This window comes from Paenibacillus sp. FSL R7-0210 (assembly GCF_038009085.1).
Lineage (GTDB): Bacteria > Bacillota > Bacilli > Paenibacillales > Paenibacillaceae > Paenibacillus_AQ > Paenibacillus_AQ silagei.
In genome coordinates this window covers 6,111,512-6,137,886 of record NZ_JBBPAR010000001.1, presented here as the reverse complement: position 1 = coordinate 6,137,886, position 26,375 = coordinate 6,111,512, and the positions used below count along the sequence as shown (strand labels likewise).

The following is a 26,375-nucleotide window of genomic DNA, read 5'->3' as shown; positions in this document are numbered from 1 at the left end:
TTTCAATATTCATTGTAGAGAAGCGGGCAGGGCGGGGCCTGACCGGGAATGCTCTGAGTTGTCCGGACTTTTTATCATATACTCCATTCGATGCGTTTCCTGAAATCCAAGGCTGTTATACAAATGTATGGCTTCATTCCCAACGACGCAGGATAGGATAACGCTGGTGTAGCCGCGACGGTGGATCTCGTTGCATAAGTACTTCATGAAGGTTCGTCCGATTCCGCGTCCCTGAAGGTCAGAACGTACACTTACACTGCTGATTTCATTCCCGTGGATGTGGCTGTAAGCCGCAATTTCCCCGTCAAGCTCATAGACCAGCCGGTCCTGTGCATCTGCTGCCCAGGCTGTTCGTCTGCCTTCATTAGGCTCTGCAACCACAGAATCGGGGAAGCATCCGACGCGTACCCGCATTTCATGAAAAGCAGTAGCATACAGCGAATGGGCGTCAACAAAGTCTTCATCTCTATACAACCTTGCTGAAGCCGTTTCCTGAGGAAAAGAACCTCCGGTTCGTTCCATATAAATAAGAGAATAGTATGGGGTATAGCCAAGGCTGCGGGCGAACGCAAGGGAAGGGGATACCCCGGACCGGACGGAAGTACTGATCTTACGGGTTCCGCCTGCCTGTAGTTGAGCTTCTGCCACCTGCATCAAAGCCCTGCCAATGCCTTGCCGGCGATACTGCGGGGCGACGAATACATTTAAATGAGACTGGGGTGCAGACGCTTCCAGTTGGACTAATGCAATAAGCGTCTCTTGCACATAAGCGGCAATAAACACTTCCGGCTCCTCTTCCAGCACCTGCAGGAGGTCATGACCGGTGTCCGCGTCCAGGCTTAATAGTTTTGTGGCGGTGAGAGAATCCTTCTCGCGCAGGCGTTCGCAGCGGATGTCTGATAGTTTCATTGGGTTCTTAGTCCTCCGAATAAAGATTGTAGTTGGATACACCACTTAGAAGCCCTAATTATAATCCAAGTAGTCAATACTAGCATTAAAATAGCTACTGGTTTTCCACTTCTGCTTGGCGAGAAAAACCCTCTGCTTCACTGTCGTAATCTTGCTCTCCTATTGCAATAGGCTGCATATGTCAAAACGAATCGTTTATACTGGCGGTAAGAGGTGATGGGGATGGACCCGCAATTGTTCGAGCGTATCTATGAAACGGTGGTGCGGCGCGAGCCGACCTATGACGGGATCTACTATACGGCGGTGCTGACGACCCATATTGTCTGCCGTCCGTCCTGCCGGGCGAGAACGCCGAAGGCAGCAAATGTTGTATTCTATGGCTCCTTGCAGGAGGCTGTTTCGGCAGGCTTCCGTCCCTGCAAAAGATGCCGTCCCGAGGAAGGCGGCACCCTCCGGCCTGATGCGGTACTAGCGGCGCAGGCGGATGCCATAATGGACGGAAGGTTCGGCAGCAAGCTGACTCTGAAGTCGATGGCTGAAGAGCTGAAGGTCAGCCCGTTCCACCTGCAGCGCACCTATAAGCGGGTAACCGGCCAGTCACCTGCTGCCAGATTGGATGCGCTGCGCACGGAAGAAGCCCGCAGGCTGCTGACGGAGACAGCGGCGGAGATGGGTGAAATCGGCCGGGCTGTGGGGTTCCGTACGCCCTCTCATTTTGCCGCCTGGTTCGTGAAGAAGACGGGGCTGTCCCCTACAGAGTACCGTAGCAAGCATCAAGAAGGAGGAGATTCGCATGAAGCCAAGCCGGAATAACAGCCGGAGTACAGATACTATAACGATTTATCATCATACCCTGAACCTCGGGAAAGGGGAGTGGACCCTGTGGGCCAGTGATAAAGGCCTGGTCCGCGTATCCTTCCCGCAGGACGAAGGGCAATTACCCGCCTCCTGGTTGAAAATGTACGCGCCTGCCTATGAGTTCTTGGAGGATGCCGGGAGATTTGAGCAGGTTGGGGTGATCACGCTGCTGGAGCGGTATTTTGCCGGAGAGCCGGTAGATTTCAGCAGTGTGGAGCTGGATCTGTGGGGCACCCCGTTTCAGCAAGAGGTGTGGCGGGGGCTGCTTACCATCCCGCATGGGGAGACGGCCAGCTACAAGCAATTGGCTGAGCGGATCGGCAGACCGCTGGCGGTTCGTGCTGTCGGTGCGGCCAACGGGCAGAATCCGGTGCCTGTCATTGTACCTTGCCACCGGGTCATCGGCGCGAACGGCACCTTAACCGGCTTCCGGGGCGGACTCCAGATGAAGCAGGAGCTGCTCCAGCTGGAAGGGATTCTGAATGTGAAGGCGGCGGGTCATGAACGATTTGCTTTTTGAGCTGCCGCTGCCGGAGGATTTCGACCTGAAGGCTTGTCTGGAGTACATGAACCGCTCGCCGCTGGAATGCCTGTTCCGCACGGATGAAGCAGGCGTCAGCCGGATGTTCAGGATAGAGGGTGGCCCGCTGCTGGTGCGGCTCAGTGTGTCCGAGAATCACAAGCTGAGTGTAACCCGGCTGCATGGGGCGATTCCCGGTGCGCTGGAGCAGGAGCAGTTGGCCCGCTACATTGTGGAGTGGTTTGATCTGGATCGTGATCTTGCCCCGTTCTACAGGCTGGCGGCAGCGGCCCCGCTGCTCGGGCCGCTGGCCAGCGAGCACCGGGGCCTGCGGATCATCGGCATCCCGGATCTGTTTGAGGCGCTATGCTGGGCGATTCTGGGCCAGCAGGTGAATCTGGCTTTTGCCTACAGGCTGAAGCAGCGCCTGACCGCAGAATACGGCGAAGCGCTGGAATGGGAAGGGCAGGCCTACTACCGTTTCCCTGGCCCTGAGGTGTTCACAGGGGTGCAGGTAGAGGAATTATGCGCCTTGCAGCTAACCCGCAGCAAAGCACAGACAGTGCTCACCGTAGCCTCGCTGATCACAAGCGGGGAGCTAAGCCGGGAGGAGCTGCTGGCGCTACCGTCCCCGGCTGCCGCCGAGCAGCGGCTGTTGCAGATCCGCGGGATCGGCCCGTGGACCTCGCAATATGTCCGTATGCGCTGCCTGCGCGATGCGTCCTCGTTCCCTGTAGGCGATGTCGGCCTGCAAAATGTAATCAAGTTCCTCACCGCCATGGACCGCAAGCCGACACCGGCGGAGCTGCTGGAGCTGGCCCGGCCGTGGCAAGGCTGGGAAGCCTACGCCACCTTTTACTTGTGGCGGGCGTTATATTAGAACAAAGCCCTGTCTCGCCGGTTGTTTCGGGAGACAGGGCTTTTTGGATGACATTGTAGAGTGAAGTGGTGCCGAACGTAGCTGAAGGATCGCCGGGAGGAGCAAGAGTAGGTGCTTGGTTCCACTGGTCAAAGGCCGAATGTATGCGGAAAATCGAATACAATTCGAGTTGGGACGGCACATGGACCAAATGTAAGCGGAAAACCGAACACATTTGCAGCCGTGGGGCGCTCGCCCTCCCACTCTCCACCCCATTCCTACTTCCTATTATCCATAAAAATCTGGAAACATACGCCGAACTTATCGGTCACCATGCCGTAAGCGGGACTGTAGTAGGCTGGGGCCAGCTCGATATCGACAGTTCCGCCTGCCTTCAGTGAGTTAAATAGCTGCTGTGCTTCCGCCTCGGTCTCCACCGTGAGACAGATGTTGATGTTGTTGCCCCGGCTGCGCGGCATACCCGGCTCATAATCCGCCACAAAAAACTTCGTCTCTCCCGCCAGCAGCACCGCATGGGCAATCTGCGCCTTCTCCTGCTCCGTCATCGGGGCGTCCGGGTTCTGCGGGCCTTCGCCCATCGTTTGCTTGAACAGCACCACAGCACCAAGCGCTTCCTGATAAAAGGCTATCGCCTCCCCAGCAGATCCGTCCACCAGAATATAAGGGTTCATTTGCAGTTTCATGTCTTGTTCGCTCCTTGGAAGGTATATTTGCCTGTACTAACCGGCTATGGTTATAGTGTAGACTATAATAGTGACAGCTCTTGTCATAGTTAAAATAATAAATGGAGTGAACCCTGTGTCGAAATCCAAAAGGCTGCTGGACCTCATGATGACCGTCAACCGCAAGCGTAAATTCACCGTCAGGGAGCTGGCTGACGAATTCCAAGTTTCTTCACGCACAATCCTCAGGGATTTGCAGGAGCTGGGGGAGCTGGGCGTACCGCTCTATTCCGAAGTGGGGCCGCATGGAGGGTATCAGGTGCTGAGCGAGAGAATCCTGCCGCCGATTGCGTTCACGGAGGAAGAGGCGGTGGCGATATTTTTTGCCAGCCATGCCCTGCGCCATTATAAATATCTTCCCTTCAAGGAAGAATCCTTATCCGCCTTGTACAAATTCTATAATTACATGTCTGGCGATGTCCGTGACCGGATTGATGAGATGAAGAACAGAATTGATTTCCTGACCCCGTCGCGGCAGGCGGAATTCCCTTATCTTCCCCAACTGCTGGACGCGGCTACCGGGCAAAAAGTGCTGCTGATCGATTACCAATCGAAGGGCCGGCGGCAGCAAAGGTGGATTCAGCCCGTCGGCATCTATGCCAGTAACGGCCTGTGGTATTGTCCGGCGTATTGCTTCCTGCGGGGCGGCATCCGTACTTTCCGCTGCGACCGGATTCAGTCTGCCGGGTATGATGAAGCGGGACCGGCCGCGCTTGATCTGCGTCATATCCACTTGGACAATACGGAGCATTACGGCAGCCCGCCGCAGGAGCAGGCCGAACAAAGCCTTATCCGGCTGTACGTGGAGCTGGGGAATGAAGGGGTCCAGTCCTGCGAAGGGGAGGTATGGTCCCCGCAGCTGCTGCATATCCGTGCAGACGGCACAGGCTGGCTGGAGGGAGAGATTCCGGGAAGCGATCTGGGCTTCTTCGCGCGGTTTGTGATTAGCCTGTGCAGCGAGGCAACGGTGCTGGAGCCGCCGGAGCTGGTGGCTGAGGTGAAGCGGACGCTTGCGGATATACTGGAGAAGTATAGCTGATCCAAAATCTATATTGATTGAACTTGAAGCATAAATTAAGGGAGGAGTGGCGGAAGGGGATTTTGGAACTGGAGGAGCGTTAGCGTCCGCCTTTGTCTGCGGATTTCCACCGCGAACAGCGGTATGAAAATTCAAGAAATCTGCAGACAACAGCGGCTGGAAGTCCAAATATTCTCTGGAGCCACGCCTCTCCCAAAATAATAAAATTAGTAGTTCAATCCATATGGCCCAGCCATATCCCCGCCAATCTGCGGATGCCCTCATCGATCAGCTCCTCGGCGATCCCGCCGAAGCCCAGGATGAATTCCGGTTCATCGTAGTCCGGCTTGGCCCACCAGGTATAGGACATGGGGGTAACGCGAATGCCCTCGGCTTCCGCTACTGCAGCGAGCTCCCTGGCGCTGGTGCTACTGCTAACTCTGTTGCCAACTTCTGAGGGCGGCTTAAAGGTCAGCAGCAGATGAAATCCGGCATCCGTTCCGCTGAGCACTGCGGCATCGCCGAAATGCTGCCTGACCGAACGCATCAGCAGGTCATGCTTACGCTGGTAGAGCAGGCGCATCCGGCGCAGGTGCTTCTCGAAATGACCCCGCTCCATGAAATAATGCAGCGCAATCTGATGAAGCCGTGAGGCCGAATGCTCCAGGTACAGCTCGCTTCTCAGGCTGTGATAGTCTGGCAGCAGCTCCTCCGGCAGCACCATATAGTGAATACACAACGCAGGGGTTACCGACTGGGCGAAGCTGCACATATAGATCACCGGACTGCCCTCAGCAAGCCCTTGCAGCGCGGGGATCGGCCGCCCGTGATAGCGGAATTCCCCGTCATAATCGTCCTCGATGATATATCCGCCTGTGGACCGGGCCCACTCCAGCAATGCGAGGCGTTTGGTGATTGGCATGGTCATCCCCCGGGGAAACTGGTGGGACGGCGAAATGTACACAGCATCTGCCCCGCTGCTGTACAGCTTGTCTATCTGCAATCCATCCTCCTCCAGCGGAATGGGCAGAATGCTATATCCGCTGCGCCGGAATGCCGCAGGCAGCAGGTGGTACCCCGGATCTTCGATACCCAGCCCGCTCACCCGTCCTTTCAGCAGCAGACACAGCAAAGAACACAGCGTATACTGGTCGCCGCCGACTACAATCTGCTTCTCCGTGCAGCGCAGCCCGCGGAATTGCCGCAGATGGGCGGCGATGCTCTCGCGGAGGGCCGGCTCCCCCTGGGGATCGCCGTACTGGAGCAGGTCTGGATTCGCGAGCTGCTCCTGGTAGAGGCTGCGCCATATTTTGTGCGGGAACAGGGAGAAATCATTGCGCGACATATGGAAATCATACGCGTAGTGCCGTGAATCACGGGGCGTGATCGGGCGGGGTGCCGGACTGGGCCGTTCCCCGGCGGCAGCAGGGCTGCCTTCCCGGTGAACGGGCAGAATATAGTAGCCGCTGCGCGGCTTGCTGGCGATGAAGCCCTCTGCCAGAAGCTGCTGGTATGCAAGCTCCACCGGAGTGGCGCTGATTCCGCATAACGCCGCCAGGCGGCGGATAGAGGGCAGGCGCGTCCCGCTCTGGAGGGTGCCGCCCAGGATTGCTTTTGCCAGATAATTATAGAGCTGTATGTAGTACGGGACCTCGCTGTGTTCATTCAGATCAGGGACAAGCAGCATCCTTCACCTTCAATCTGTCCTTTGAAATTAGACGTTTTTGTATATTTTATAGTATGCAGCTCTGCATTACCATAAGAGCTATAACAACAGGTGGGAGATGACGGAAATGAACAGGCATTCAGAACTTGTAACAGGGGATAAGGTGTATCTGCGCCCGCTTAACGGGGAAGATGCCGAAATGTATTACCATATGTTCTACGGCACGGAAGTCCGCAGGCTTACAGGAACGAAGAAGCATATTACCAAAGAGCAGATTGAGAATTATATCGCCCATAAATCAGGGGATGACAGTACGGTGCTGCTGCTGATTGCGCTGAAGGAGAACGATGAGGTTATCGGCGACATCGCCATTCAGGACATCGATGGGGATAACCGGAATGCCAATCTGCGGATCGCCATCGGGGACGAGCGGCATCAGGGTCAAGGGTACGGGCGTGAAGCGCTGCTGCTTATGCTGGATTATGGCTTCGGCATTCTGAATCTGCACAGGATTGAGCTGGAGGTCTACAGTTATAATGCCCGTGCTGCGCATGTATATGAGTCCATCGGGTTCGTGCAGGAGGGGGTGCGGCGTCAGACGCTGTTTTATAACCATGAGTATCATGATGTGATAATGATGGGCATGCTGGAGAGTGAATACCGGGAGCGTTATTTGAAGTAGAGCAGGAAGGTCAAATAAGGTCAAATCCTTAATAATGTTAAAATTTATTATAAAAAAAGAGCCGAAACGCCGGATTTTCCCGGATTTTCGGCTTATACCGGTTTTGTTTTCTCCGGAGGTGCAGGCTATAATAAAGCCATAGGTCAGACAAAGTCAAAGTCTTAGCAAGACCGAATTCAAAAAATCAAAAATCAAAAGTCAAATGAGAGGAGAATGAAAGATGTTTGATTTGGTTCCTTTTGGTAAACGCAGAGATGATGCTTTTGGTGTGCTGGCGAAGTCGCTGAACGAAATGTTTAATGATGATTTCTTCGCACCGCTGACAAGTAACGCGCTGTCTTTCCGGACCGACATCCGGGAGAGTGAAGGGGCATATCTGATCGAGGCTGAGCTTCCGGGCTTCCGCAAAGAAGAAATCGACATTGATTATTCCAGCCCTTACTTGACGATCAAGGCGGTTCGTACAGAAGAGAGCAATGAGGAGAACAAGGACCATCAGATGGTGCGCCGCGAACGGCGGTATGGTGAATATGTACGCCGGTTCTACGTGCAGGATATTGCAGAGGAAGACATTCGTGCTTCCCTGAAAGACGGTGTGCTGAGCCTGGAGGTGCCGAAACGGCAGAAGTCCCAGGGCAAACGGATCGAAATTCAGGATGGCGGAAACGATAATTCAGACCGGAAAGAGCTTCAGTAAGCGGAAGGACAGCCTTATGAGGAAGATGGACATCCAAGTCCGGCTGAAGCTGCCGCTTCCGCAGGAACTCCGGGCTTAGCGGCTGTAGCCGCTGGCCTATCCGGTTCACCGGGCGGCAGCAGGATTTCACCGGGCTTTTCATATAGCACTTCATATTAGACGCATTGTAGTGGGGGTTCCGGCTATAATGCGTCTTTTCCCGGAGGAAGGCAGAAGGTTCCCATTACACGAAAGGAGGAGGTTCCGGTGGCGGCAAATTATTATGAGCGTCTTGGGGTAGACAAGAAGGCCTCGAAGCAGGAGATCAAGAAGGCCTACCAGAAGCTGGCCAAAAAATGGCATCCCGATGTCAACAAGGCCCCGGAGGCAGAGGCGAAATTCAAGGAAGCAGCCGAGGCATATGAGGTGCTGGGCGATGAAGAGAAGCGCAAAATCTATGATGAGGAGCTCCGCTATGGAGCCGCAGCAGGCTCGCGGGGTCAGCGCAGCCATGGATCAGCCTCCTCCGCTTCATGGGAATCGCCGTTTGGCGCGGGCTGGAGCAGCGGAGCCGCTTCTTCCGGCGGTATACCGGAAGAGGATCTGTTCGGGATGTTCTTCGGCAGCCGGGGCGCGGCTGACCGTACCGGCTTCTTCTCGGGCAGCAGTGGTGCCCGTCCAGGCGGAAGCCCGTGGGGGGATGAGTTCAGTACGATGCAGGCCCAGCTTGAGATTACGCTGGAGCAGGCCTACAAAGGCGGCAATATCAGCGTTCAGGCGGCAGGCAAAGACCTGAACGTACAGATTCCGGCACGCTCGGCGGAAGGGACGCTCATCCGGGTACCCGGCGGCGGAAGCGGAGCGGCGCAGGGCGGCGATCTGCTAATCTCGCTGCACCTCCTGCCGCATGAGATCTATGAGCCGGACGGCGGGGATCTGCTCGGCACGGTTGAGATCGCCCCTTGGCAGGCTGTGCTTGGCGGGGAAGCCAAGGTAGCACTGCCGGATGGCAGCAGCGTGAAGCTGAAGATCCCTGCCGGAATAGCAAGCGGCGGAACGCTGCGCCTCTCCGGCAAGGGGCTGAGACGTCCGGACGGAACGAATGGTGACATCCTGTTCCGGATGGAGATGGTCATTCCGTCTGATACATCGGAGGCAGAGAAGAAGCTGTACCGTCAGCTGGCGGAGTCCGGCAGCTTCCAAGCCGGTGCGAAACGGCGTACCACAGGCGGAGCGCAGCGGCGAAGAGCGGCAACACGGTAAAGAACATTTAAGTTCAGCATATATAACAGCCGGGCATCCGGTTGATTAACCTATACATTAGAAAGGCGATGATTTTATGGATTTCAATAAGCTTACCCAGAAGCTGCAGGAAGCGGTAGCAGAGGCGCAGTCGCTGGCGGCTTCCGGCGGGCATCAGGAGATTGACAATCTTCATCTGCTGAAAGCCTTACTTCAGCAGAATGAGGGCCTGCTGCCTCGGCTGCTGCAGAAGATGAATGTTCCCGCAGCCGAGCTGCTGCAGGGAACCGAGGCGCTGCTTCAGCGCAAACCCAGTGTAAGCGGGAGCGGAGCTGGCACCATGCGGCGCTATGCATCGCCCGCGCTGATTGCCATGCTGGAACAGGCGGAGCAGGAAGCGGCCAAGATGCAGGACGAATTCGTCGCGGTGGAGCACGCCGTCCTGGCGATGGTCTCGGATGCGAGCAGCGGGAACCGCGAGCTGCGCGGGCTGTTCACCAGCCGGGGCGTTACCCGGGAGAAGCTGCTTGGAGTGTTAGCGGAGATTCGCGGACACCAGCGGGTGACCAGCCGGGAGCCGGAGGCCACCTATGAGGTGCTGGAGAAGTACGGCCGCGATCTCGTGGCTGAGGTGCGGGCCGGCAAGATCGATCCGGTCATCGGTCGCGATGCCGAGATTCGCCGGGTGATCCGCATCCTCTCCCGCAAGACCAAGAATAACCCTGTCCTGATCGGGGAGCCGGGTGTCGGCAAGACGGCGATTGTCGAAGGGCTGGCCCACCGGATTGTCCGCCGGGATGTGCCGGAGGGACTGAAGGACAAGACAATTTTCTCGCTGGATATGAGTGCGCTGATTGCCGGTGCGAAATACCGGGGGGAATTCGAGGAGCGGCTGCAGGCGGTGCTGAAGGAGATCCGCGAGAGTGACGGACGGATTATTCTGTTCATTGACGAGCTGCATACGATTGTCGGTGCGGGCAAGACGGAGGGGGCTATGGATGCGGGCAACATGCTGAAGCCGATGCTGGCCCGGGGTGAGCTGCACTGTATCGGGGCGACCACGCTGGATGAGTACCGCAAATATATCGAGAAGGACCCGGCGCTCGAACGCCGCTTCCAGCAGGTGCTGGTCAGCGAGCCGGATGTCGAGGATACCATTTCGATTCTGCGCGGCTTGAAGGAACGCTTCGAGGTGCATCACGGAGTCAAAATCTATGACAGCGCTCTGGTAGCAGCCGGTGTGCTGTCTAACCGTTATATCACGGACCGTTTCCTGCCGGATAAGGCGATCGACCTGGTCGATGAAGCCTGCGCAATGATCCGCACGGAGATTGACTCCATGCCCGGTGAGATGGATGAGGTAACCCGCCGCCTGATGCAGATGGAGATTGAAGAAGCCGCGCTCAAAAAAGAAACCGACGACGCCAGCGCGCGCCGCTTGGAGAACCTCCAGCGGGAGCTGGCTGACCTCAAGGAGAAGCATCTGGGGATGACGGCCCGCTGGGAGAAGGAGAAATCGGCCATTCAGGGCATCCGCGACCTGAAGAAGCGGCTGGAGCAGGCCCGCAAGGATCTGGTCGATGCGCAGGAGATCTATGATCTCAACAAATCGGCTGAATTAAGCTATGGCATTATTCCTGATCTGGAGCGGCAGCTTAAGGCGGCAGAGGAAGCGGCGCAGCAGGACCAGGAGACCCGGCTGCTGCGTGAAGCCGTGACGGAGGAGGAGATCGCCGATATTGTCTCACGCTGGACGGGAGTTCCCGTAAGCAGGCTGGTGGAAGGCGAACGGGATAAGCTGTTGCGGCTGGAGGAGACGCTGCATGAGCGGGTAGTCGGGCAGGATGAGGCGGTCCGGCTGGTAGCCGATGCCGTTCTTCGGGCAAGAGCCGGCATCAAGGACCCGAACCGTCCGATCGGCTCGTTCCTGTTCCTAGGGCCGACCGGGGTCGGGAAGACGGAGCTGGCCAAAGCACTGGCGGTCTCGCTGTTCGACCGCGAGGACGGCATGATCCGTATCGATATGTCGGAGTACATGGAGAAGCACAGTGTCTCCCGTCTCGTAGGTGCTCCTCCCGGATATGTCGGCTATGAAGAAGGCGGCCAGCTGACGGAAGCGGTGCGCCGCCAGCCATATACCGTCGTGCTGCTGGATGAGGTGGAGAAGGCGCACCCGGATGTGTTCAACATCCTCCTGCAGCTGCTGGATGACGGGCGGCTGACCGACTCGCAGGGCCGGATGGTCGACTTCAAGAACACGATCATCATCATGACCTCCAATATTGGCTCACCGCATCTGATTCAGGGCACGGATGACAACGGCGAGCTGACTGAAGCGGTGAAGGACCGGGTCATGAAGGAGCTGAGCGGGCATTTCCGCCCGGAATTCCTCAACCGGGTAGATGATATTGTAATGTTCAAGCCGCTGACTATGAATGAGACGGAGCAGATTGTCGTGAAGCTGGTAGGCGGCCTACGCTTGCGCTTGGCTGAGCGGAACATCGGTCTGGTCCTCAGTGATCGGGCGGTCCGCTTCATTGCCGAGGAAGGCTTCGATTCCATATATGGGGCCAGACCGCTGAAGCGGTTCATCCAGCGCAGTCTGGAGACCCGGGTAGCGCGCGCGCTGATCGCCGGAGAAGCGGAGGAAGGCTCAGTGATGACAGTGGACGAAGCGGACGGCGAGCTGACTGTTGCAATAGCGAAATCAGAGTCTGTGAAGCCAGTAGGATCGATGTGAAATGTAATGGGCCCCGGCGTCACCTCTTAGTACAGTGTCAGATTTAAAAGGGTGGATAAGCTTGTGAAACTCAGGGGTTCGTGTAATGAAACCCTATCATCCCAAAAAATCTAACGGACCGAAGAGACCTTATCCCCACGAGAACGCCACCTTTTGCAACGTAACGGACTCAGTGGACCTTATCGTCTTTCTGCGAGACGTTTTGGAGCTGAATTGCAGGGGATAAGGTCCTTGCGGTCCGCTAATCGCCTAAGTGACGACTTTCTTCCCGGATAAGAGCCCCTGTGTCCGTTACGCTAAGCCAAACGCCCCCAAATAACAACTCTCTATTGAAAAAAATATGTAATTTGAAGGGTAATTTATTCTACTCCACTATTTTAAATCTGATGAGGTACTAGGATAAATCTTATGTCAAATAAGGTTCGTTAGAAAGAGACAAAAGCATATCTTTGTAGATGATATAAATATGGACTGGAACTGCCGTTGGAAGCGGTGCGGGGCAAAGCGAACATGGGCCTTTGGCGCTTTTACAGACCTCCCGGCTAGGTCTTTGGTATGGTCCAACCAGCATCCGATTGAGACTATGCGACGATTTTTTGTAAATATGTGGTTGGAATGTTGTCATGGCGGGAGCTGCCGGGTAATAAAAATGATTAGAACTTTCGAATATGGCTGGATTTGCAGCAGAAGCCAAGGAAACGGAGGGAGAGATCATGGCGGCACAGACGGTATCCGGTATCAGCCCGGTACAGGCCACTACAGCTTACGGCAGCACACAGAGCGATGTCAGTTCTCTGGAGAAGCAGCGCAACCGGCTGCTGATGGAGCTGGACAAGGTGAATGCGGCGCAGGGCGGAGAGATGCAGACTCCTTATCGCCGGGAGCAGCTGCAGCGGCAAATACGGCAGCTGGAGGCCCATCTGGTGCAGAAAAGCGGGAGTACCGCTTCGGCTTCATTTGTACCTGCTCCCCCGCTTCAGGATCATACTCCGCCCTGGCGGACTGAGGGAAAGGGAGGCCTTAAGGGCATCGGTCTGACCGATCCCCGGACAGCGACGGTAGACGCAGAGGGCCATTTCGACGCGTTGATTTAGATAAGGGAGTAGTGAACCCAATCCTTCCCTTTGACCGCGTTCATGTTTTCAAAGAAGCTTTGAGCGCGTTTGTTGTTAGTAGAAGTAATCCAAGTCATGTTGGCATAGCCATGATTCTGTGAGTATTTTTGACATGCCAGGAATATTTGTGATTCCACTTCGGTATCTCTAAAGGGTTCTCTTACAAAGAGGTCGTTCATAACACTGATTTTATCTGCTTTCATAGTGCTGAATGTAAAGAATAGGGTAGCAAAGCCGACTAACTCTCCATTCTGCTCTGCCACGAACTGCACCCCCTGCTGCTGGTCAAAAAGGGTCTGGATTAAAGTGTTGATTTTATCGGCAGGAGGTTTAGGATTCTGATAAAAACCAACGATGTATTCATACATCAGCTCGGTCAGACTGTTTACATCCTAAGGCTCAGCGTTTCTAATTATCAATGGCATAGGTATGCTCCTTTTTCGCGAATAATGAATAATAATACAACTATTAGAATAATAATTCAATGCGCGATAGACATATCCGTACAAAAAAGGCCATCCATAAAGGATGACCTTATCCAAAATCTAAAAGATTCTCACTATATTGTTAGAAACGGCCGGATAGTGTTCGAATATTTGCAGATCATGGAATGGGAGCGGAATTAATCCGCTGTGATGAGCCTCATTTAGAAACCGTTCGTTATTTTCTGTACTGGAAAAAACCCCGTTCGGCCGATTGCTTAGCAAATTATCGCACCAGTAGCATTCATCGCCGGTGATTATATAGTTGGTATTAACCGATTCAAAGTAAACCACCGATGAACCAGGGCTATGCCCGCCGATCACCTTGAATCTGAACTGGTTGTCGTAAATATATTCGTTGTCTACGGTGACAACCGGGCCTTGAAGCAGCTTCTCCTTGATGGCCGGCGGGCACTGCTGTAGCGCAGTTTCATAGTCGGTTTTTGAAATAATGATTTCAGGCTTATCAAACAAGTCAAGATTCTCAATATGGTCAAAGTGACTATGCGTAATGATGACTGTATCTACGGAGCTTAGATTGCCAATGATGCCTCTTAACTCGTCTGCAACGTCTGTTAGTGTAATCCCCCATTGCTGTGCCACATTCTCATCGCGAAAGCCTGTATCGATACAGATTGTTTTATTATTATGCTTGGCAATATAAAATGACCACGCAATCTGGACTAATTCCTCCGAATGATGCATATCGCGGTATACGTTGCTTAAGCGAAATGAAGATTCACCAAATTTTACGGCGTAGAGTTCCATGGATTGGTTCAACCCCTTCTCGTGGCATCCGAGTTATACAATGTACGATTCAATATTTAATGAGTTTACCCCATTTCGCCGTGCCCGGTCTAGAGTGTCGATGGAAGCCTCGATAATGATGCGGATATCTGTGCTGGCTCCGAACGGTCCGACCAGACCTCCGATGTAACATCCCATGGGCCTCAAGCTGCGAACTCTCCGATCTTCAACGCATGAACACCCTTTCATAAGTTATTCCGTCCGGAACTTCTTATAGTAACCATAAACCTTACCCTAGCAGGAATGTCAATACCTAGGGTGCAGTCAGCATGAATGCTGGTCTTGCCTGATAGATTAGCTATTCCCAATGAATGACAAGCGGGCAGCGCCACGATAGGTCGGCGTTTGCCCGCTTGTTCATGTGCTATCCCCCGCCTGTATGAAGTTAAGAATCTCCGTCACAATATGTGAAATGGCATCCTCCCGCGGGAGGAGGATGCATTGACTGACTATTTCGATGTCCTCCTGAAATAGCTCGATGATCTGGAGCATGGCCTCCGGCTGTTTCTGGCGGACACCTGTCAGAAGGTCTGCGAATTCGCTGTCTGTGATAGCTGCTGGAGCATTTTTTGCTTCCATTTGTTAACCCCCTGTTGACTCATATGCAGCTGTGCCGCGACCTCAGCCTCTGTCATTTCCTGCAGATAAATCTTTTGCAGAATCACCTTTCCTTTGGCTGGAAGGGTATCTAATAGCTGTTCAACGGACAACCGGTTAATCATCTCCTCCGCTTCATCCCGCTGAGCCGGGCGGATATCCATGAAGGTACATTCATGCCGGCGGGTTCGCTTGCTGCGGTATTGTAAGCGCCAGCCGATTCGATAGATTTCCTGCCGGTAACGCTGTATCATTTGCTGTTCCATCACTGTTATGCCTCCTCTTCTATATATCCTTCTAATAATAGGGAATTATTAGGATGTATTTTACAACCAAAATACGAACTTATGTTCTGTTATTTTAGCATATTTGCCTGCGGACCTATAGTGATATATTTCCTGAAGCTTATTCGCAACAAAAGAAGAAGCTCCGATAAGGAGCTTCCTTCTCTCTTCTTATGACTTAGCCCTCCGCCTTATTCGCTCCAACTCACCAGCCGGGGCTTCGGGTCAAGGATAGACTGATACTGCTCCCTCCAGCCGTACTCGGCATCCGGGTCCAGCAGCATATAACGCAGATACTTCTCCAGCCGGAATTCCGGCTTCGACCAGCCAAGATGCTTCAGGCGCAGGTTGCTTAACTGATGGGGCAGCTCGAAGATATTCTCCGGCAGCCGCCCGCAGTGCTGCGGAAGATCATTCCAGGTATAGGTGAAGTCTTCCCGGTAACGGAGCAGGAACGGGCGGTAGCTCTGGTGGGCCTGCCAGTACATATCCTCGCGGTAACTTCCCTCATCCCAGAAGTCGTAGAGCCGGAAACAGAATAAGTCGCAATCTGCTGTCCGCAGCAGGGAGTCAACCTCCTCTGGAAAACAGGACTCGAACAGCTCATCCCCGTCCAGATTAAGAATCCACTCCGGACGGGTTGCAACCACCGCCTCCCACTGCTGCTTGCGCAGCTCTGATTCATTATGGAAGCGGGAGACAGGATTCTGTATCAGGTGGAGCGGAATCCCCTCAAGAGCCTCCCGGCAGATATCGGCTGTATCATCGGTGCTTGCGTCGTCGATAATGACGGCCTCATCAATATACTTGCGGTGCTCCTCAAGCACCTGGCGCAGGAATCTGGTGCCTTCGTTCTTGACGATCATCGTGAGGGTCAGCTTGGGCCGGCGGGAAGCAGGGACTGCCGGGATGACGGGGGACGCTGCAGAAGCGGATTGAGGCTTCTGCAGACTTGCTCCTCCGTCCCTGCCTGTGCTGGCTCCTTCTGCCGTCTCGCCTGCGTCAGCAGGCAGAGGCTCCTTGGACAAGCGCTGCCGGGCTTCGGCTTCGGTCCACAGCACATCCCACTGCGCTGCTGCCTCTTGTACTCTTTTGTCAGCAGGGGACGGAGCTATCTCTGCATGGCCCGGCAGATCAGCAGCGGCTGCTGTATCGCCGTCCTCCGGGACCGCTGCTTCAGTCCGGGCTCCGTATGCTTCATTGTCATCCCCGGTCCCGGGCACCCCTTCTGCTATAGGAGCAGCTTCCGCGCCCGAGGTGTGCCGGATGAACTCCGCGACCAGATCCAGATCACTGTCTCTGTAGAGGTGCAGCGCAGGGAAGTGGGTATCCACGAAGAGCGGAAGGCCGAGGGCCGCTGCACGGATGCAGAAATGACGGTCCTCTCCCCAGTAGGAGATGTTGTGTACCCGATCATAGCTGATCCCGGAGCTGAGGGCTGAGCTGCTGATCAGCGTGCAGGCGCCAAGTCCGCCAACCTCATAGATTCCAGGCTGCTGCATCTTCAGCAAAAAAGCATGGAAACGGCGCTGAATCTCCTCCGGCGAGAGCTGCTCCCCCGGATGAATCTCCCACTGGTTGTATTCGTCATGCATCCATACCTGCGGCTGCAGCAGTGTATTCGGCTGCCACTGTGTCCAGAAAATCTCGGAGATAATATCCTTGCCTGTACCGATCAGATGCAGCAGCGTATCCGGGTGCAGAATGAGGTCGGAATCAATCAGGAACAGGTAGTCATAGCCGAAGGCCTCCGCCCGCCGGATCATCAGATTCTTGAATCCGGCCACCTTCCAGACCAGATTGGAATGCCAGACATGAGTATGCTCATCTCGGATATAGTCATCATGGTAGCCGGAGGATTGCAGGAAGACGGATCTGCCGTTCCGGGCGAACTGCTGCAGCAGCTGGCTTGCGGCTTCATCCGGGTTATCGTCAATTAGATAGAAATCAAGATCGATATCCTTCAGGTTCAGACGCAGCAGAGAGTTCAGGAATTGCTCCAGGATCGCCGGTTTTTGATGGATCGGGCTGCCCAGCAGCACCCGGGTTCTATTCGGATTCATAGCAGCCACTCCAGAATAAGGTCAACATGATAGAACATCCCCTTGGATTCGCAAATAGTTGATATAAATTATATGTATTCGATATTTTTAGAGAAGTACCAGACTTTCCCCATTTCCCCGAAATAATCACCTGCATGTATAGAAGAGAGCCGTATTGCCGTTTGCCCTGAGCTATTGTACAATACCGCTAATATATATAATCCCCGGAAGAGGGCTGGCAGGAGTGAGAGGATGGACAAGCCAACGTTAAAAGTACAGCAATTGATCAATGTCCTCCTGGCGATGAATCCGCGCGCTGAGGTGTTCCTGCATATGGAGGGCGGAGAGCTTAGGCCGCTCGTGGACGAGGATATCGAGGAGATTTATGCGCCGCTGCATGCTGCCAAGACGGCCGTCTATATCGGTGTACCGGCAGACACTGCAGCCCGTGTAGAGGAGGAGGCGCCATGAAGCAGGCTCTGATCCGTCTGGAGCAGGGACCGGAGGTTCGGCTGGAGCTGTTCGATCAGGAAGCGCCGGGAACCGTAGCCAATTTTGAAAAGCTTGCGAACAGCGGCTTTTACAACGGTCTGGCCTTTCAGCGTGTGGTTCGCGGCTTTGTTGCCCAGGGCGGCTGCCCGGACGGCAACGGCAGAGGCGGCACAGATCCCATTCCCTGTGAGACGCAGGGGAATCCCCATAAGCATGTGCGCGGGGCGCTGTCTATGGCGCATTTTGGACCAGGCACGGGGTCCTGCCAGTTTTTTATCTGTTATGATACGTTCGATTATCTGGACGGCTGGCATACGGTATTCGGCAGGGTTACGGAAGGAATGGAGCATGTCGATGCCCTGCGGCGCGGAGCGGTCATGCAGGAGGTCCGCGTCTGGTAAAGCCCATGGTAAATTCATACATTGTAATTCCTAGTATTCCGATATATAATGACTCAACAACGAGCGGGAATGCTCATAGACATGGAGGAAGAGACAATGCGTAAAGGGATAACAGGGGTTGCTATTCTACTATTATTAACACTGATGATCAGTGCATGTTCGAGTGGGAATAACGCTTCATCTACCAATGCCGCACAGACACCGGCTGCATCGCAAGAGCCTGCTGCCGGCGAACCGAAGGATGGAGGCAGTCTGATTATAGGGGTCGCTTCCGACCCGGTAGTGCTGAATCCGAACTATGCGGGTGACCGTGTCAGCCTGACCATTGACCAGGCCCTGTATGCTCCGCTGTTCCAGGTGAACAACGGCAAGAAGACCTTCTACCTGGCAGACAGCCTGACACCGTCAAGCGATAATCTGACGTATACATTGAAGCTTAAGGATGGATTGACCTGGCATGATGGAGAGAAGCTGACGGCGGATGATGTGGTATTCACCATCGACAGCATTCTTGATGAGAAGCAGAACAGCTTCCTGCGTGCCAACTTCCTGATTGGCGACAAAGCGATTAAGGCTGTCAAGGTCGATGACCTGACTGTGGAGTTCAAGCTGCCGCAGGTCAGCCCGGCTTTTGAAGCCACGCTGGTACAGGTATTCCCGATTCCGAAGCACATTTACGAGAATGAGACCAACATTGAGAAGAGCACGAAGAACGCTTCTCCTGTCGGCTCCGGTCCCTTCAAGTTCAAGGAATACAAGGCCGGCGAGTATCTGACGCTGGAACGCTTCGACAACTACTTCGGGGGCAAGCCGCATCTGGATTCGGTCACTTACCGGATTGCCAAGGATACCAATGCTGCGAATCTGGCTCTGCAGAACGGCGAGATTAATGTACAGTATCTGGACCCGAAGGATGTTCCTACGATTCAAGCGACGAATAATTTTGAGATTCTCCCGTATAGCGAAGGCCGCCTCGCTTATCTGATGTTCAATGCGAACAGCGATACCGGTGCCCTCGCCAAAAAAGAAGTCCGGCAAGCCCTGTCTTTGGCCCTCAGCCGCGACGAGCTGATTCAGACGGCGTACACTTCCAGCGAATATGCTGATCCGGCAAAGTCTTTCCTGACTCCGGATGCACTGTACTTCACCAACGATGTCCCTACCTTTGACAATGATGCTGCCAAGGCGAAGGAACTGCTGGCCACTGCCGGTGAGAGCAACCTGAAGCTCCGGTATATCGTACAGAGCGGTAACAAGGCGCAGGAAGCCATCTCGCTGTATGTGCAGCAGAAGCTGAAGGCAATCGGCGTAGAGGTTGAATTGCAGAACATGGATTCCTCGGCCTGGGTGCAGAAATTCATTGATCTGAAGGCGACCGACTATGAGCTGGCTCTGACCGGCTATATCATGGGCTATGATCCGGATGCGTACCGTATCCTGTTCACTACGGACAGCTCGTCCAACTACTCGCATTATTCCAACAGTGAAGTCGATAAGCTGATGAATGACGGTGCAGGCGAAGCAGATCCGGCTAAGCGTGCAGAGATCTACAAGAAAGCACAGGAGCTGGTAGCCGAGGATGCACCGATCTATCCGATCGCTTATACGAAGACTGTTGTAGCTGTCTCTAAGAACTACGGCGGAGTTGATGAGGCTGTCCTGAAGCCAGTCGTTATCTTCGAAGACCTGTCCAAGATCTACAAGAAATAATCTGCCTCACAAAATAAGCAAGGCAAAAAAATAAGCTGGTTCTCCCAGCTTATTTTTGCCTGTTAAGAGCTGGGAGAAGCTGCGTATGAGACAACTCATCGTCCGAAGGTTGCTGCAAACATTGCCGATGCTGTTTTTTGTATCGGTGGTCTGTTTTACCATGATTAAGCTGGCTCCGGGAGATCCGGTGCTGTCTTTCGTGACGCCCAATATGCACGCTGATGATATTGAGCGCATCCGTCATAATCTGGGGCTGGATAAGCCTGCTTATATCCAATATTTCATCTGGATCAAAGAGATGGTCCAGGGCAATTTCGGGTACTCGCTGGTCAATCACCAGCCTGTGCTGGATCAGATTCTGGACCGCCTCCCCGCAACTGCAGGTCTGATGGGCAGCGCCATTGCCCTGGCCGTCCTTCTGGCCATTCCGCTGGGCCTCGTGGCCGGTGCGAACCGCAACCGCTGGGTAGACAAGCTAATCAATTTTATCGCTTATATCGGCATCTCCATCCCCTTATTCTGGCTGGCTATCCTGCTGATGTATCTGTTCGCGATCAAGCTGCACCTGCTTCCAAGCATGGGGATGCGCACCATTGGTGTGGAATCGCCGATTGATGTGCTGAAGCACGGGATATTGCCGTGTACGGTGCTGGCCTTCAGTTTCCTGTCCGGGTATGTGCGCTATATCCGCTCCAGCACGATCGGACAGCTTAAGGAGGAGTATGTGCAGATCCAGTACGCTTTTGGCTCGAAGAAATCCACCATCCTGTTCCGGCATGTGCTGAAGCATGTACTGCTGCCGGTGATCACGCTGATCGGTATGTCGATGGGAGATCTGGTGGCTGGGGCGATTGTTACGGAAACGGTGTTCTCTTGGCCGGGGATCGGCTCCCTGGGGATGACGGCGGTGAAGGGGATGGATTATCCTGTCATTATGGGGATTACCCTGTTCTCTTCCTTAATGCTGATCTTCGGTAATCTGGTGGCAGATATTCTCTACAGCGTTGTCGATCCAAGAATCAAACTGAAGGGGTGACCTCATGAATCGCAGTAAATGGAAAAATCTGAAGTCCGAGCTGTTTACGAACGGTCTGGGTGTCGCTGCTCTTGTCATATTGCTGGTGTTTACACTGGGGGCGGTCTTTGCCTTCCTGTCCGGTCATGATCCGAATGCCATGGATGCCATGGCCCGCCTGACGAAGCCCGGCGCCGCGCATCTGTTCGGCACCGATGATTATGGCCGCGACTATCTGTCCAGAGCCTTATACGGAGGCCGGGTCTCGCTGCTGGTCGGGTTTGCCTCCATGGTCGTAGCAACCTTTGTGGGCGTGCTGGTTGGGGTGATTAGCGGATATTTCGGCGGCTGGATCGATAATCTGCTGATGCGGATGCTGGATATTATCATGTCGATCCCGTCCTTTCTGATCCTGCTGCTGCTCAGCGTCTATCTGAAGCCGAGCATCGGCAATCTAATCATTATTATTGCTCTCTTGATGTGGATGAATGTGGCACGTGTCGTCCGCGCGGAGACCCTGACAATCAAGGAACGGGAGTACGTGCTATATGCCAAAGCCTCGGGACAGAGTGCCTTCGGAATGATCTGGCGGCATATTCTTCCGGGGCTGATACCGGTGATTATTGTAGGTGCGACGAATAATATTGCCTCGGCCATTATGATGGAATCGTCGCTCAGCTTCCTCGGCTTCGGGGTACAACCGCCGAATGCCACATGGGGGAGTATGCTGAACAGCGCACAAGGGTATATTGCCCAGGCGCCTTATCTGGCGCTGTTCCCCGGGCTGATGATCCTGTTTACGGTGCTGAGCTTTAATGTGCTGGGAGATATTTTGCGGGTCGGCTTTGAACCTAAGCTGATCCGAAGATAGGAGGGCTTAACATCATGACTGAACGGCTGCTGACTGTTGAGAATTTACAGGTATCCTTCGCTACCCGGGACGGGGAGAATCAGGCCGTCCGTGGCGTTAGCTTCCATATTGATGCGGGTGAGACCGTAGGCATTGTCGGGGAATCCGGCAGCGGCAAAAGCGTTACAGCCAAGGCGGTCATGTCACTGATCACACCGCCGGGCCATATGACTGCCGGGAAGCTGGAATTCCGCGGCAAGAGCCTGAAGGGGCTTACGGAGAAGCAGTGGCGGTCCTTACGGGGCAACCGGATTGCGATGGTCTTCCAAGACCCGATGACCTCGCTGAATCCGGTCAAGCGAATCGGCCAGCAATTGACAGAGGTTATCCGCAGACACCGGGGACTGGATAAAGCGGCGGCGTATACCGAAGCGGCGGAGCTTCTCCGCCAGGTCGGCATCCGTGATCCGGAGCAGCGGCTGAAGCAATATCCCCATGAATTTAGCGGAGGGATGCGCCAGCGGGTGATGATCGCGATGGCGCTCTCCTGCCGCCCGGAGCTGCTGATTGCCGATGAGCCTACCACCGCGCTGGATGCGACCATCCAGGCGCAGATCCTCGATCTGTTCAAAGAGCTGAAGGAACGGGGAGATACAGCTGTTGCGCTTATTACTCATGATCTGGGAGTGGTAGCCCAGGTCTGCACGCGCGTCATTGTCATGTATGGCGGACTGGTGATGGAGGAGGGGACGGTGCAGGATATCTTCTACCGGCCTCAGCATCCGTATACGCAGGGCTTGCTGCGTTCCATACCGAAGCGCGGTGGCGGTGAACGTGAGCGGCTGATTCCGATCGAGGGCACACCGCCCGATCTGCTGAATCCCCCGCCCGGCTGCCCGTTCATGGACCGTTGTCCGCATGCCTTCGCCCGCTGCAGTGAACGTCCTCCGGTAGTCGAGTTTGCACCGGGGCACCGCTCGATGTGCTGGCTGACCGAAGGTACAGAAGAGAAGACGGCAGTTACAGCGGGGAGGGATTTCACTTGAGTGAGCGCAAGGTGCTTGTGGAGGTTAGCAATCTGAAGAAGCATTTCCCGAAGGGCAAGGATTTGCGCGGACGGGATAAGGGCGTACTTAAGGCTGTGGATGGGGTCAGCTTCCAGATCCGTCAGGGCGAGACCTTCGGACTGGTTGGTGAATCCGGGAGCGGCAAGTCCACGGTCGGACGCTGTCTGCTCCGTCTGTACGATTATACAGACGGCGAGGTGTTCTACGACGGGAAGCCGCTTGGCAAGCTGGGCGAGAAAGGGCTGAAGCCCTTCCGCAGGCGGATTCAATCGATTTTCCAGGACCCGTATTCCTCGCTTAATCCAAGCCTGAACGTACTGGAGCTGATCAGTGAGCCGATGCGGATTCACGGTCTCTATCCGGGCGAAGAGCGCAAGGAAGCGGTGGCAGAGCTGCTGGAGAAGGTGGGGCTGAAGCGGGAGCATCTGTACCGCTTCCCCCATGAATTCAGCGGCGGGCAACGCCAGCGGATCTCCATTGCACGGGCGCTGTCGGTCCGGCCTGAGTTCGTCGTCTGCGATGAGCCCATCTCTGCGCTGGATGTCTCTGTCCAGGCTCAGGTCGTTAATATGCTGGAGGATCTGCAAGCCGAGTTCGGACTGACCTATCTGTTCATCGCCCATGATCTGTCGATGGTCCGCCATATTGCTGACCGGATCGGCGTGATGTACGGCGGCCGGCTGGTGGAGGTTGCTCCAAGCGATGAGCTGTACGATAATCCGCTCCACCCCTACACCAGAGCCCTGCTGTCCTCCATTCTGGAGACAGACCCGATGAAGGCCAGCCGCAGAATCCAGCTGGAGGCTTACCCGGCTACGCGCGGGACAGAGGAAGCCGCTGCACTGCGGGAAGTGAGTCCCGGACATTATGTGGCCGGGGAATATGCAGACTAATATTATGAACGAATCTTAGAAGATACACATCTGTGAATCAAGGAGGAGATACAATGACAATACCGACTAGCAAGGTCAAGCTATCACAATGGGATGCCCTTCTGCTGGAATCGCTGCGCGCGCTGTCCGGATCTGACGAAGAGCTGCTGCGCAGAGTCAGCGAAGGGGATCTGCCGGCCGATGAGAGTAAATACGAGTTCGATTACGGGCAGTTGTCTGCCCTTGCAGAGGAACAGCCGGAGGGATTCCGCCGGGCCGTTCTGGAAGGCTACCAGATTAAATACAATACCATCCGCGGAATCCGCAGCTGGATAGAGGTTGCGCTGGGTATTGAAGCGAAGCTGGAGCTTGCGGAGGGGCAGGAAGCGGTGGAAGCGGAATTAACGGAGGCTGAACGCGAACGGTTAGAGGATGTATTGTCTTACGGCTGGGCGGTCACTGGCGGGCCTGCTGGAGACGGCAGTACCGGAACGTACCGGATTGAGCCGATTCAGCGCTAGCATCTGATAAGGGAAAGCCAAAGACAGCCGCTCCTGGAATGGGAGCGGCTGTTTACATTTACATATTCAACTGAATTCTGCGCGTGCTTAGTACGCCTTCCAGTCCGGTAGGGTCAGTGCTGACCTTGCGGGCCACGAAGGCTTCGGCCCGCTCCGAGGTGCGCAGGCGCAGCGGCTTGGTCTCAAGCTGTACCAGCTCCCACATCACATCCGCAACAGAGTCTGCCGTCTGCGGCTCCACATTGCGCTCCAGGAAGGTCGCTCTATAAGCATCCAGAATCGGCTTGTACTCGTCTTCCAGAACGCCGCCGGTGCTGGCGACATGCCCCATGACGGTTGAATTGAACTCAGTAGCAATCGCTCCTGGCTCCAGCAGGGTGATATCGATATTGAACTGCGGCTTGTAATAGGTGGCCAGACTCTCCAGCAGCCCTTCCACTGCGAATTTGCTGGCGCAGTAGACCTCATTCATCGGTTGCCCGACCAGTCCGCCGACACTGGAGGTCGCCACAATCTGGGCGTAGCCAGTCTTTTGCAGCAGCGGCAGTGCAGCCCGGATCGTATGCATGACCCCGTACACGTTGGTATTGAAGACATCCTCGATCTCAGGGAACGGTGCCTGCCCAAGCGCTCTCAGATATCCGAATCCGGCATTACAGAATAATAGATCCAGCTTGCCTTGCTCTGCTTCTATCCGGTCTATAACCTGCTGAATACTCTCCGGCTGTGTCACCTCCAGCTCAACGAACTGCAGACCCTCCACATTCTGGTACAGCTCCTGTTCACGCTTCAGATGGCGGGTTCCGGCATAGACCGTCCAGCCCTCATGGGCGAACTTCAGTGCAGTGGCAAGGCCGATGCCGGAGGATGCTCCGGTGATACAGATTACTTTGTTCATACCAGCTTTCGCCTCCATTAGTTTGAACTTCATTGATTTGGACCTGTTGAAAAAGGTATATATGTTCCAGTTTTGCCCACATTATAGCATATAGCAATAGAGCTTCCTGTAAATCGACATAAAGTTCGCGGTTTCGCGGGAATTGGGCGATGCCAAAGTTGCTATATTTGTTTTCAGTACGGTACACTATAATAAAAATCTTATCTGCCAGCGAATGGAGAGGAACAAGGGAACAATGGAAGTATTCAAGCGTTATGTCGCCAATTTAACAGTCCGGCGCTTCTTGATTCTGGGATTGATTGGACTGCTGCTGTACAGTATCAGAGATATGCTGAATCTGGTGCTGCTGACCTTCCTGATCGCTTATGTGATGAACAGCTTTCAGGTGCTATTAAGCAAGCGGATCGGCAAATTTGTGAAGGTGAACAGCAAGGTCATCATCATTATACTGTATGTGGCGCTGATCAGCATGATCGTCATGGCACTCGTCAAATATATGCCCAAGGTATTCTCACAGATCAAGCAGTTAACCACTTTTCTCGGCACGCTGACCTCCGATGATATTCCGCAGAATGAAATTATGCAGTACTTGTTCCGAAAGGTCAGGGAGCTCAATTATCAGAGCTATTTGAATCAGGGGATCGAATATGTCTTCAAAATCAGCAACTGGGGCACCACCTTCGTCCTGTCCACGATTCTAAGCCTTGTCTTCATTCTGGAGAAGAACCGGATCGTCAGCTTCACCTCCCGTTTGAGAGACAGCAAGATCTCCTGGTTCTATGTGGAGCTGGAGTATTTCGGCAGAAAATTCATCTCCTCCTTCGGCAAGGTCATTGAAGCACAGATTCTGATTGCGCTGTTCAATACTTTGTTTACCGTGGTCGGGCTGTGGGTGCTTGGTTTCTTTTTCGAGCCATTCCCGTATCTGTTCGCCCTCTCCATTATGATCTTCATGCTCAGCTTGATTCCGGTCGTCGGCTTTGTCATTTCGCTGATTCCGCTGTGCATTATCGGTTATAACACGGGTGGACTGATGCTGACGGTCAACATTCTGGTGATGATTGCCCTGTTACATGTCATAGAGGGCTACTTCCTCAACCCGAAGCTGATGTCCTCCAAAATGAACCTGCCGATGTTCTACACGCTCGTAGTGCTTTTGTTCTCCGAGCATTATATCGGGGTATGGGGACTGATTCTCGGGATTCCAATCTTCGTCTTTTTCCTGGATATTCTGGATATCAGCCGGGACAATAAGCCTTCACTGGAATGACGCAGCCAATGATATAATCCGTAGTACGCATAGGGCGAT

At 54.4% G+C, this 26,375-nt stretch carries 26 protein-coding genes; 18 read left to right on the top strand and 8 right to left on the bottom strand.

Translation table 11 applies throughout. The features are described from left to right. Nucleotides 1-9: 9 nt before the first annotated feature. Nucleotides 10-909, bottom strand: a complete 900-nt coding sequence (locus tag MKY64_RS25895; RefSeq protein WP_340956674.1) for a GNAT family N-acetyltransferase — start codon at nucleotides 907-909, stop codon at nucleotides 10-12. Nucleotides 910-1,131: 222 nt separating this feature from the next. Here MKY64_RS25895 and MKY64_RS25890 point away from each other — a divergent pair, with 222 nt between their 5' ends. From MKY64_RS25890 to MKY64_RS25880, 3 genes are read left to right on the top strand one after another with little or no spacing between them, the layout of a single operon-like run. Next, entirely contained in the window at nucleotides 1,132-1,722 is a 591-nt protein-coding gene (locus MKY64_RS25890; protein WP_340956672.1) for a bifunctional transcriptional activator/DNA repair enzyme AdaA, read from the top strand. Beyond that, the gene (locus tag MKY64_RS25885) at nucleotides 1,703-2,287 is read left to right on the top strand and encodes a methylated-DNA--[protein]-cysteine S-methyltransferase (protein WP_340956670.1); all 585 of its coding nucleotides are present in this window, start codon (nucleotides 1,703-1,705) and stop codon (nucleotides 2,285-2,287) included. The genes MKY64_RS25890 and MKY64_RS25885 overlap by 20 nt, the downstream gene beginning before the upstream one ends. Further along, nucleotides 2,268-3,167, top strand: a complete 900-nt coding sequence (locus MKY64_RS25880; protein WP_340956669.1) for a DNA-3-methyladenine glycosylase family protein — start codon at nucleotides 2,268-2,270, stop codon at nucleotides 3,165-3,167. The genes MKY64_RS25885 and MKY64_RS25880 overlap by 20 nt, the downstream gene beginning before the upstream one ends. A 257-nt stretch (nucleotides 3,168-3,424) precedes the next feature. On the opposite strand, the gene MKY64_RS25875 is transcribed toward MKY64_RS25880, so the two are convergent. Beyond that, the gene (locus MKY64_RS25875) at nucleotides 3,425-3,850 is read right to left on the bottom strand and encodes a VOC family protein (RefSeq protein WP_036723662.1); all 426 of its coding nucleotides are present in this window, start codon (nucleotides 3,848-3,850) and stop codon (nucleotides 3,425-3,427) included. Between the two features lie 115 nt (nucleotides 3,851-3,965). Between MKY64_RS25875 and MKY64_RS25870 the strand changes: the two genes are divergently transcribed. Further along, nucleotides 3,966-4,928, top strand: a complete 963-nt coding sequence (locus tag MKY64_RS25870) for a helix-turn-helix transcriptional regulator (protein WP_339312364.1) — start codon at nucleotides 3,966-3,968, stop codon at nucleotides 4,926-4,928. A gap of 214 nt (nucleotides 4,929-5,142) precedes the next feature. Here the strand turns inward: MKY64_RS25870 and pdxR are convergent, their stop codons facing one another. Further along, on the bottom strand, nucleotides 5,143-6,594 hold the full coding sequence (pdxR, locus tag MKY64_RS25865) for a MocR-like pyridoxine biosynthesis transcription factor PdxR (RefSeq protein WP_340956664.1): 1,452 nt from the start codon (nucleotides 6,592-6,594) through the stop codon (nucleotides 5,143-5,145). A gap of 106 nt (nucleotides 6,595-6,700) precedes the next feature. On the opposite strand from pdxR, the gene MKY64_RS25860 reads away from it, so the two are divergent. From MKY64_RS25860 to MKY64_RS25840, 5 genes are all read left to right on the top strand, one after another. Further along, nucleotides 6,701-7,255: a GNAT family N-acetyltransferase gene (locus MKY64_RS25860; RefSeq protein ID WP_340956662.1), complete on the top strand. Its 555-nt coding sequence runs from the start codon at nucleotides 6,701-6,703 to the stop codon at nucleotides 7,253-7,255. Between the two features lie 220 nt (nucleotides 7,256-7,475). Beyond that, nucleotides 7,476-7,952, top strand: coding sequence for an Hsp20/alpha crystallin family protein (locus MKY64_RS25855; RefSeq protein ID WP_340956660.1), 477 nt, complete (start codon nucleotides 7,476-7,478; stop codon nucleotides 7,950-7,952). A gap of 246 nt (nucleotides 7,953-8,198) precedes the next feature. Next, the gene (locus MKY64_RS25850) at nucleotides 8,199-9,194 is read left to right on the top strand and encodes a DnaJ C-terminal domain-containing protein (protein WP_340956658.1); all 996 of its coding nucleotides are present in this window, start codon (nucleotides 8,199-8,201) and stop codon (nucleotides 9,192-9,194) included. A gap of 76 nt (nucleotides 9,195-9,270) precedes the next feature. Beyond that, nucleotides 9,271-11,913 (top strand): ATP-dependent chaperone ClpB, encoded by a 2,643-nt coding sequence (gene clpB / locus MKY64_RS25845; protein WP_340956657.1) that lies wholly within the window; start codon nucleotides 9,271-9,273, stop codon nucleotides 11,911-11,913. A 668-nt stretch (nucleotides 11,914-12,581) separates the two neighbouring features. After that, a complete protein-coding gene (locus tag MKY64_RS25840) occupies nucleotides 12,582-13,007 on the top strand; it encodes a hypothetical protein (protein ID WP_036723643.1) in 426 nt (141 codons plus the stop codon). Here MKY64_RS25840 and MKY64_RS25835 read toward each other — a convergent pair. The 4 genes from MKY64_RS25835 to MKY64_RS25820 form a co-directional block, all read right to left on the bottom strand. Further along, nucleotides 13,004-13,396 (bottom strand): GNAT family N-acetyltransferase, encoded by a 393-nt coding sequence (locus MKY64_RS25835; RefSeq protein ID WP_340956655.1) that lies wholly within the window; start codon nucleotides 13,394-13,396, stop codon nucleotides 13,004-13,006. The genes MKY64_RS25840 and MKY64_RS25835 overlap by 4 nt on opposite strands. Before the next feature lie 177 nt (nucleotides 13,397-13,573). Continuing rightward, entirely contained in the window at nucleotides 13,574-14,278 is a 705-nt protein-coding gene (locus tag MKY64_RS25830; RefSeq protein ID WP_036723636.1) for an MBL fold metallo-hydrolase, read from the bottom strand. Between the two features lie 560 nt (nucleotides 14,279-14,838). After that, complete coding sequence (locus MKY64_RS25825; protein WP_036723635.1) at nucleotides 14,839-15,180, bottom strand: sigma factor-like helix-turn-helix DNA-binding protein; 342 nt, start codon at nucleotides 15,178-15,180, stop codon at nucleotides 14,839-14,841. Between the two features lie 209 nt (nucleotides 15,181-15,389). After that, complete coding sequence (locus MKY64_RS25820; protein ID WP_340956652.1) at nucleotides 15,390-17,261, bottom strand: glycosyltransferase family 2 protein; 1,872 nt, start codon at nucleotides 17,259-17,261, stop codon at nucleotides 15,390-15,392. 231 nt (nucleotides 17,262-17,492) lie between these two features. Here MKY64_RS25820 and MKY64_RS25815 point away from each other — a divergent pair, with 231 nt between their 5' ends. The 8 genes from MKY64_RS25815 (at nucleotide 17,493) to MKY64_RS25780 (ending at nucleotide 24,168) form a co-directional block, all read left to right on the top strand. Further along, complete coding sequence (locus tag MKY64_RS25815; protein ID WP_036723633.1) at nucleotides 17,493-17,711, top strand: hypothetical protein; 219 nt, start codon at nucleotides 17,493-17,495, stop codon at nucleotides 17,709-17,711. Continuing rightward, nucleotides 17,708-18,133 (top strand): peptidylprolyl isomerase, encoded by a 426-nt coding sequence (locus MKY64_RS25810; protein ID WP_036723630.1) that lies wholly within the window; start codon nucleotides 17,708-17,710, stop codon nucleotides 18,131-18,133. The genes MKY64_RS25815 and MKY64_RS25810 overlap by 4 nt, the downstream gene beginning before the upstream one ends. Nucleotides 18,134-18,229: 96 nt before the next feature. Continuing rightward, entirely contained in the window at nucleotides 18,230-19,843 is a 1,614-nt protein-coding gene (locus tag MKY64_RS25805) for an ABC transporter substrate-binding protein (RefSeq protein ID WP_340956650.1), read from the top strand. Between the two features lie 85 nt (nucleotides 19,844-19,928). Continuing rightward, nucleotides 19,929-20,879 carry an ABC transporter permease gene (locus tag MKY64_RS25800; RefSeq protein WP_340956648.1) on the top strand — a complete coding sequence of 317 codons (951 nt, stop codon included), beginning with the start codon at nucleotides 19,929-19,931 and terminating at the stop codon, nucleotides 20,877-20,879. Between the two features lie 4 nt (nucleotides 20,880-20,883). Further along, nucleotides 20,884-21,729 carry an ABC transporter permease gene (locus MKY64_RS25795; protein WP_340956646.1) on the top strand — a complete coding sequence of 282 codons (846 nt, stop codon included), beginning with the start codon at nucleotides 20,884-20,886 and terminating at the stop codon, nucleotides 21,727-21,729. A 14-nt stretch (nucleotides 21,730-21,743) separates the two neighbouring features. Then, the gene (locus MKY64_RS25790) at nucleotides 21,744-22,754 is read left to right on the top strand and encodes an ABC transporter ATP-binding protein (RefSeq protein ID WP_036723621.1); all 1,011 of its coding nucleotides are present in this window, start codon (nucleotides 21,744-21,746) and stop codon (nucleotides 22,752-22,754) included. After that, complete coding sequence (locus tag MKY64_RS25785; protein WP_339253020.1) at nucleotides 22,751-23,668, top strand: ABC transporter ATP-binding protein; 918 nt, start codon at nucleotides 22,751-22,753, stop codon at nucleotides 23,666-23,668. The genes MKY64_RS25790 and MKY64_RS25785 overlap by 4 nt, the downstream gene beginning before the upstream one ends. 53 nt (nucleotides 23,669-23,721) lie before the next feature. Continuing rightward, on the top strand, nucleotides 23,722-24,168 hold the full coding sequence (locus MKY64_RS25780) for a hypothetical protein (RefSeq protein ID WP_340956643.1): 447 nt from the start codon (nucleotides 23,722-23,724) through the stop codon (nucleotides 24,166-24,168). 58 nt (nucleotides 24,169-24,226) lie between these two features. Here the strand turns inward: MKY64_RS25780 and MKY64_RS25775 are convergent, their stop codons facing one another. Beyond that, the gene (locus tag MKY64_RS25775; RefSeq protein ID WP_339253022.1) at nucleotides 24,227-25,066 is read right to left on the bottom strand and encodes an SDR family oxidoreductase; all 840 of its coding nucleotides are present in this window, start codon (nucleotides 25,064-25,066) and stop codon (nucleotides 24,227-24,229) included. Between the two features lie 235 nt (nucleotides 25,067-25,301). On the opposite strand from MKY64_RS25775, the gene MKY64_RS25770 reads away from it, so the two are divergent. Continuing rightward, complete coding sequence (locus tag MKY64_RS25770) at nucleotides 25,302-26,336, top strand: AI-2E family transporter (RefSeq protein ID WP_339253024.1); 1,035 nt, start codon at nucleotides 25,302-25,304, stop codon at nucleotides 26,334-26,336. The last annotated feature ends 39 nt before the right edge of the window (nucleotides 26,337-26,375 follow it).

What these genes read in the sequence shown, in the direction of transcription:
- MKY64_RS25895 (WP_340956674.1), bottom strand. Translation starts at nt 909, where the DNA reads ATGAAACTATCAGACATCCGCTGCGAACGCCTGCGCGAGAAGGATTCT.
- MKY64_RS25890 (WP_340956672.1), top strand. Translation starts at nt 1,132, where the DNA reads ATGGACCCGCAATTGTTCGAGCGTATCTATGAAACGGTGGTGCGGCGC.
- MKY64_RS25885 (WP_340956670.1), top strand. Translation starts at nt 1,703, where the DNA reads ATGAAGCCAAGCCGGAATAACAGCCGGAGTACAGATACTATAACGATT.
- MKY64_RS25880 (WP_340956669.1), top strand. Translation starts at nt 2,268, where the DNA reads ATGAACGATTTGCTTTTTGAGCTGCCGCTGCCGGAGGATTTCGACCTG.
- MKY64_RS25875 (WP_036723662.1), bottom strand. Translation starts at nt 3,850, where the DNA reads ATGAAACTGCAAATGAACCCTTATATTCTGGTGGACGGATCTGCTGGG.
- pdxR (WP_340956664.1), bottom strand. Translation starts at nt 6,594, where the DNA reads ATGCTGCTTGTCCCTGATCTGAATGAACACAGCGAGGTCCCGTACTAC.
- MKY64_RS25860 (WP_340956662.1), top strand. Translation starts at nt 6,701, where the DNA reads ATGAACAGGCATTCAGAACTTGTAACAGGGGATAAGGTGTATCTGCGC.
- MKY64_RS25855 (WP_340956660.1), top strand. Translation starts at nt 7,476, where the DNA reads ATGTTTGATTTGGTTCCTTTTGGTAAACGCAGAGATGATGCTTTTGGT.
- clpB (WP_340956657.1), top strand. Translation starts at nt 9,271, where the DNA reads ATGGATTTCAATAAGCTTACCCAGAAGCTGCAGGAAGCGGTAGCAGAG.
- MKY64_RS25840 (WP_036723643.1), top strand. Translation starts at nt 12,582, where the DNA reads ATGGCTGGATTTGCAGCAGAAGCCAAGGAAACGGAGGGAGAGATCATG.
- MKY64_RS25835 (WP_340956655.1), bottom strand. Translation starts at nt 13,396, where the DNA reads ATGTATGAATACATCGTTGGTTTTTATCAGAATCCTAAACCTCCTGCC.
- MKY64_RS25830 (WP_036723636.1), bottom strand. Translation starts at nt 14,278, where the DNA reads ATGGAACTCTACGCCGTAAAATTTGGTGAATCTTCATTTCGCTTAAGC.
- MKY64_RS25825 (WP_036723635.1), bottom strand. Translation starts at nt 15,180, where the DNA reads ATGGAACAGCAAATGATACAGCGTTACCGGCAGGAAATCTATCGAATC.
- MKY64_RS25820 (WP_340956652.1), bottom strand. Translation starts at nt 17,261, where the DNA reads ATGAATCCGAATAGAACCCGGGTGCTGCTGGGCAGCCCGATCCATCAA.
- MKY64_RS25815 (WP_036723633.1), top strand. Translation starts at nt 17,493, where the DNA reads ATGGACAAGCCAACGTTAAAAGTACAGCAATTGATCAATGTCCTCCTG.
- MKY64_RS25810 (WP_036723630.1), top strand. Translation starts at nt 17,708, where the DNA reads ATGAAGCAGGCTCTGATCCGTCTGGAGCAGGGACCGGAGGTTCGGCTG.
- MKY64_RS25805 (WP_340956650.1), top strand. Translation starts at nt 18,230, where the DNA reads ATGCGTAAAGGGATAACAGGGGTTGCTATTCTACTATTATTAACACTG.
- MKY64_RS25800 (WP_340956648.1), top strand. Translation starts at nt 19,929, where the DNA reads ATGAGACAACTCATCGTCCGAAGGTTGCTGCAAACATTGCCGATGCTG.
- MKY64_RS25795 (WP_340956646.1), top strand. Translation starts at nt 20,884, where the DNA reads ATGAATCGCAGTAAATGGAAAAATCTGAAGTCCGAGCTGTTTACGAAC.
- MKY64_RS25790 (WP_036723621.1), top strand. Translation starts at nt 21,744, where the DNA reads ATGACTGAACGGCTGCTGACTGTTGAGAATTTACAGGTATCCTTCGCT.
- MKY64_RS25780 (WP_340956643.1), top strand. Translation starts at nt 23,722, where the DNA reads ATGACAATACCGACTAGCAAGGTCAAGCTATCACAATGGGATGCCCTT.
- MKY64_RS25775 (WP_339253022.1), bottom strand. Translation starts at nt 25,066, where the DNA reads ATGAACAAAGTAATCTGTATCACCGGAGCATCCTCCGGCATCGGCCTT.
- MKY64_RS25770 (WP_339253024.1), top strand. Translation starts at nt 25,302, where the DNA reads ATGGAAGTATTCAAGCGTTATGTCGCCAATTTAACAGTCCGGCGCTTC.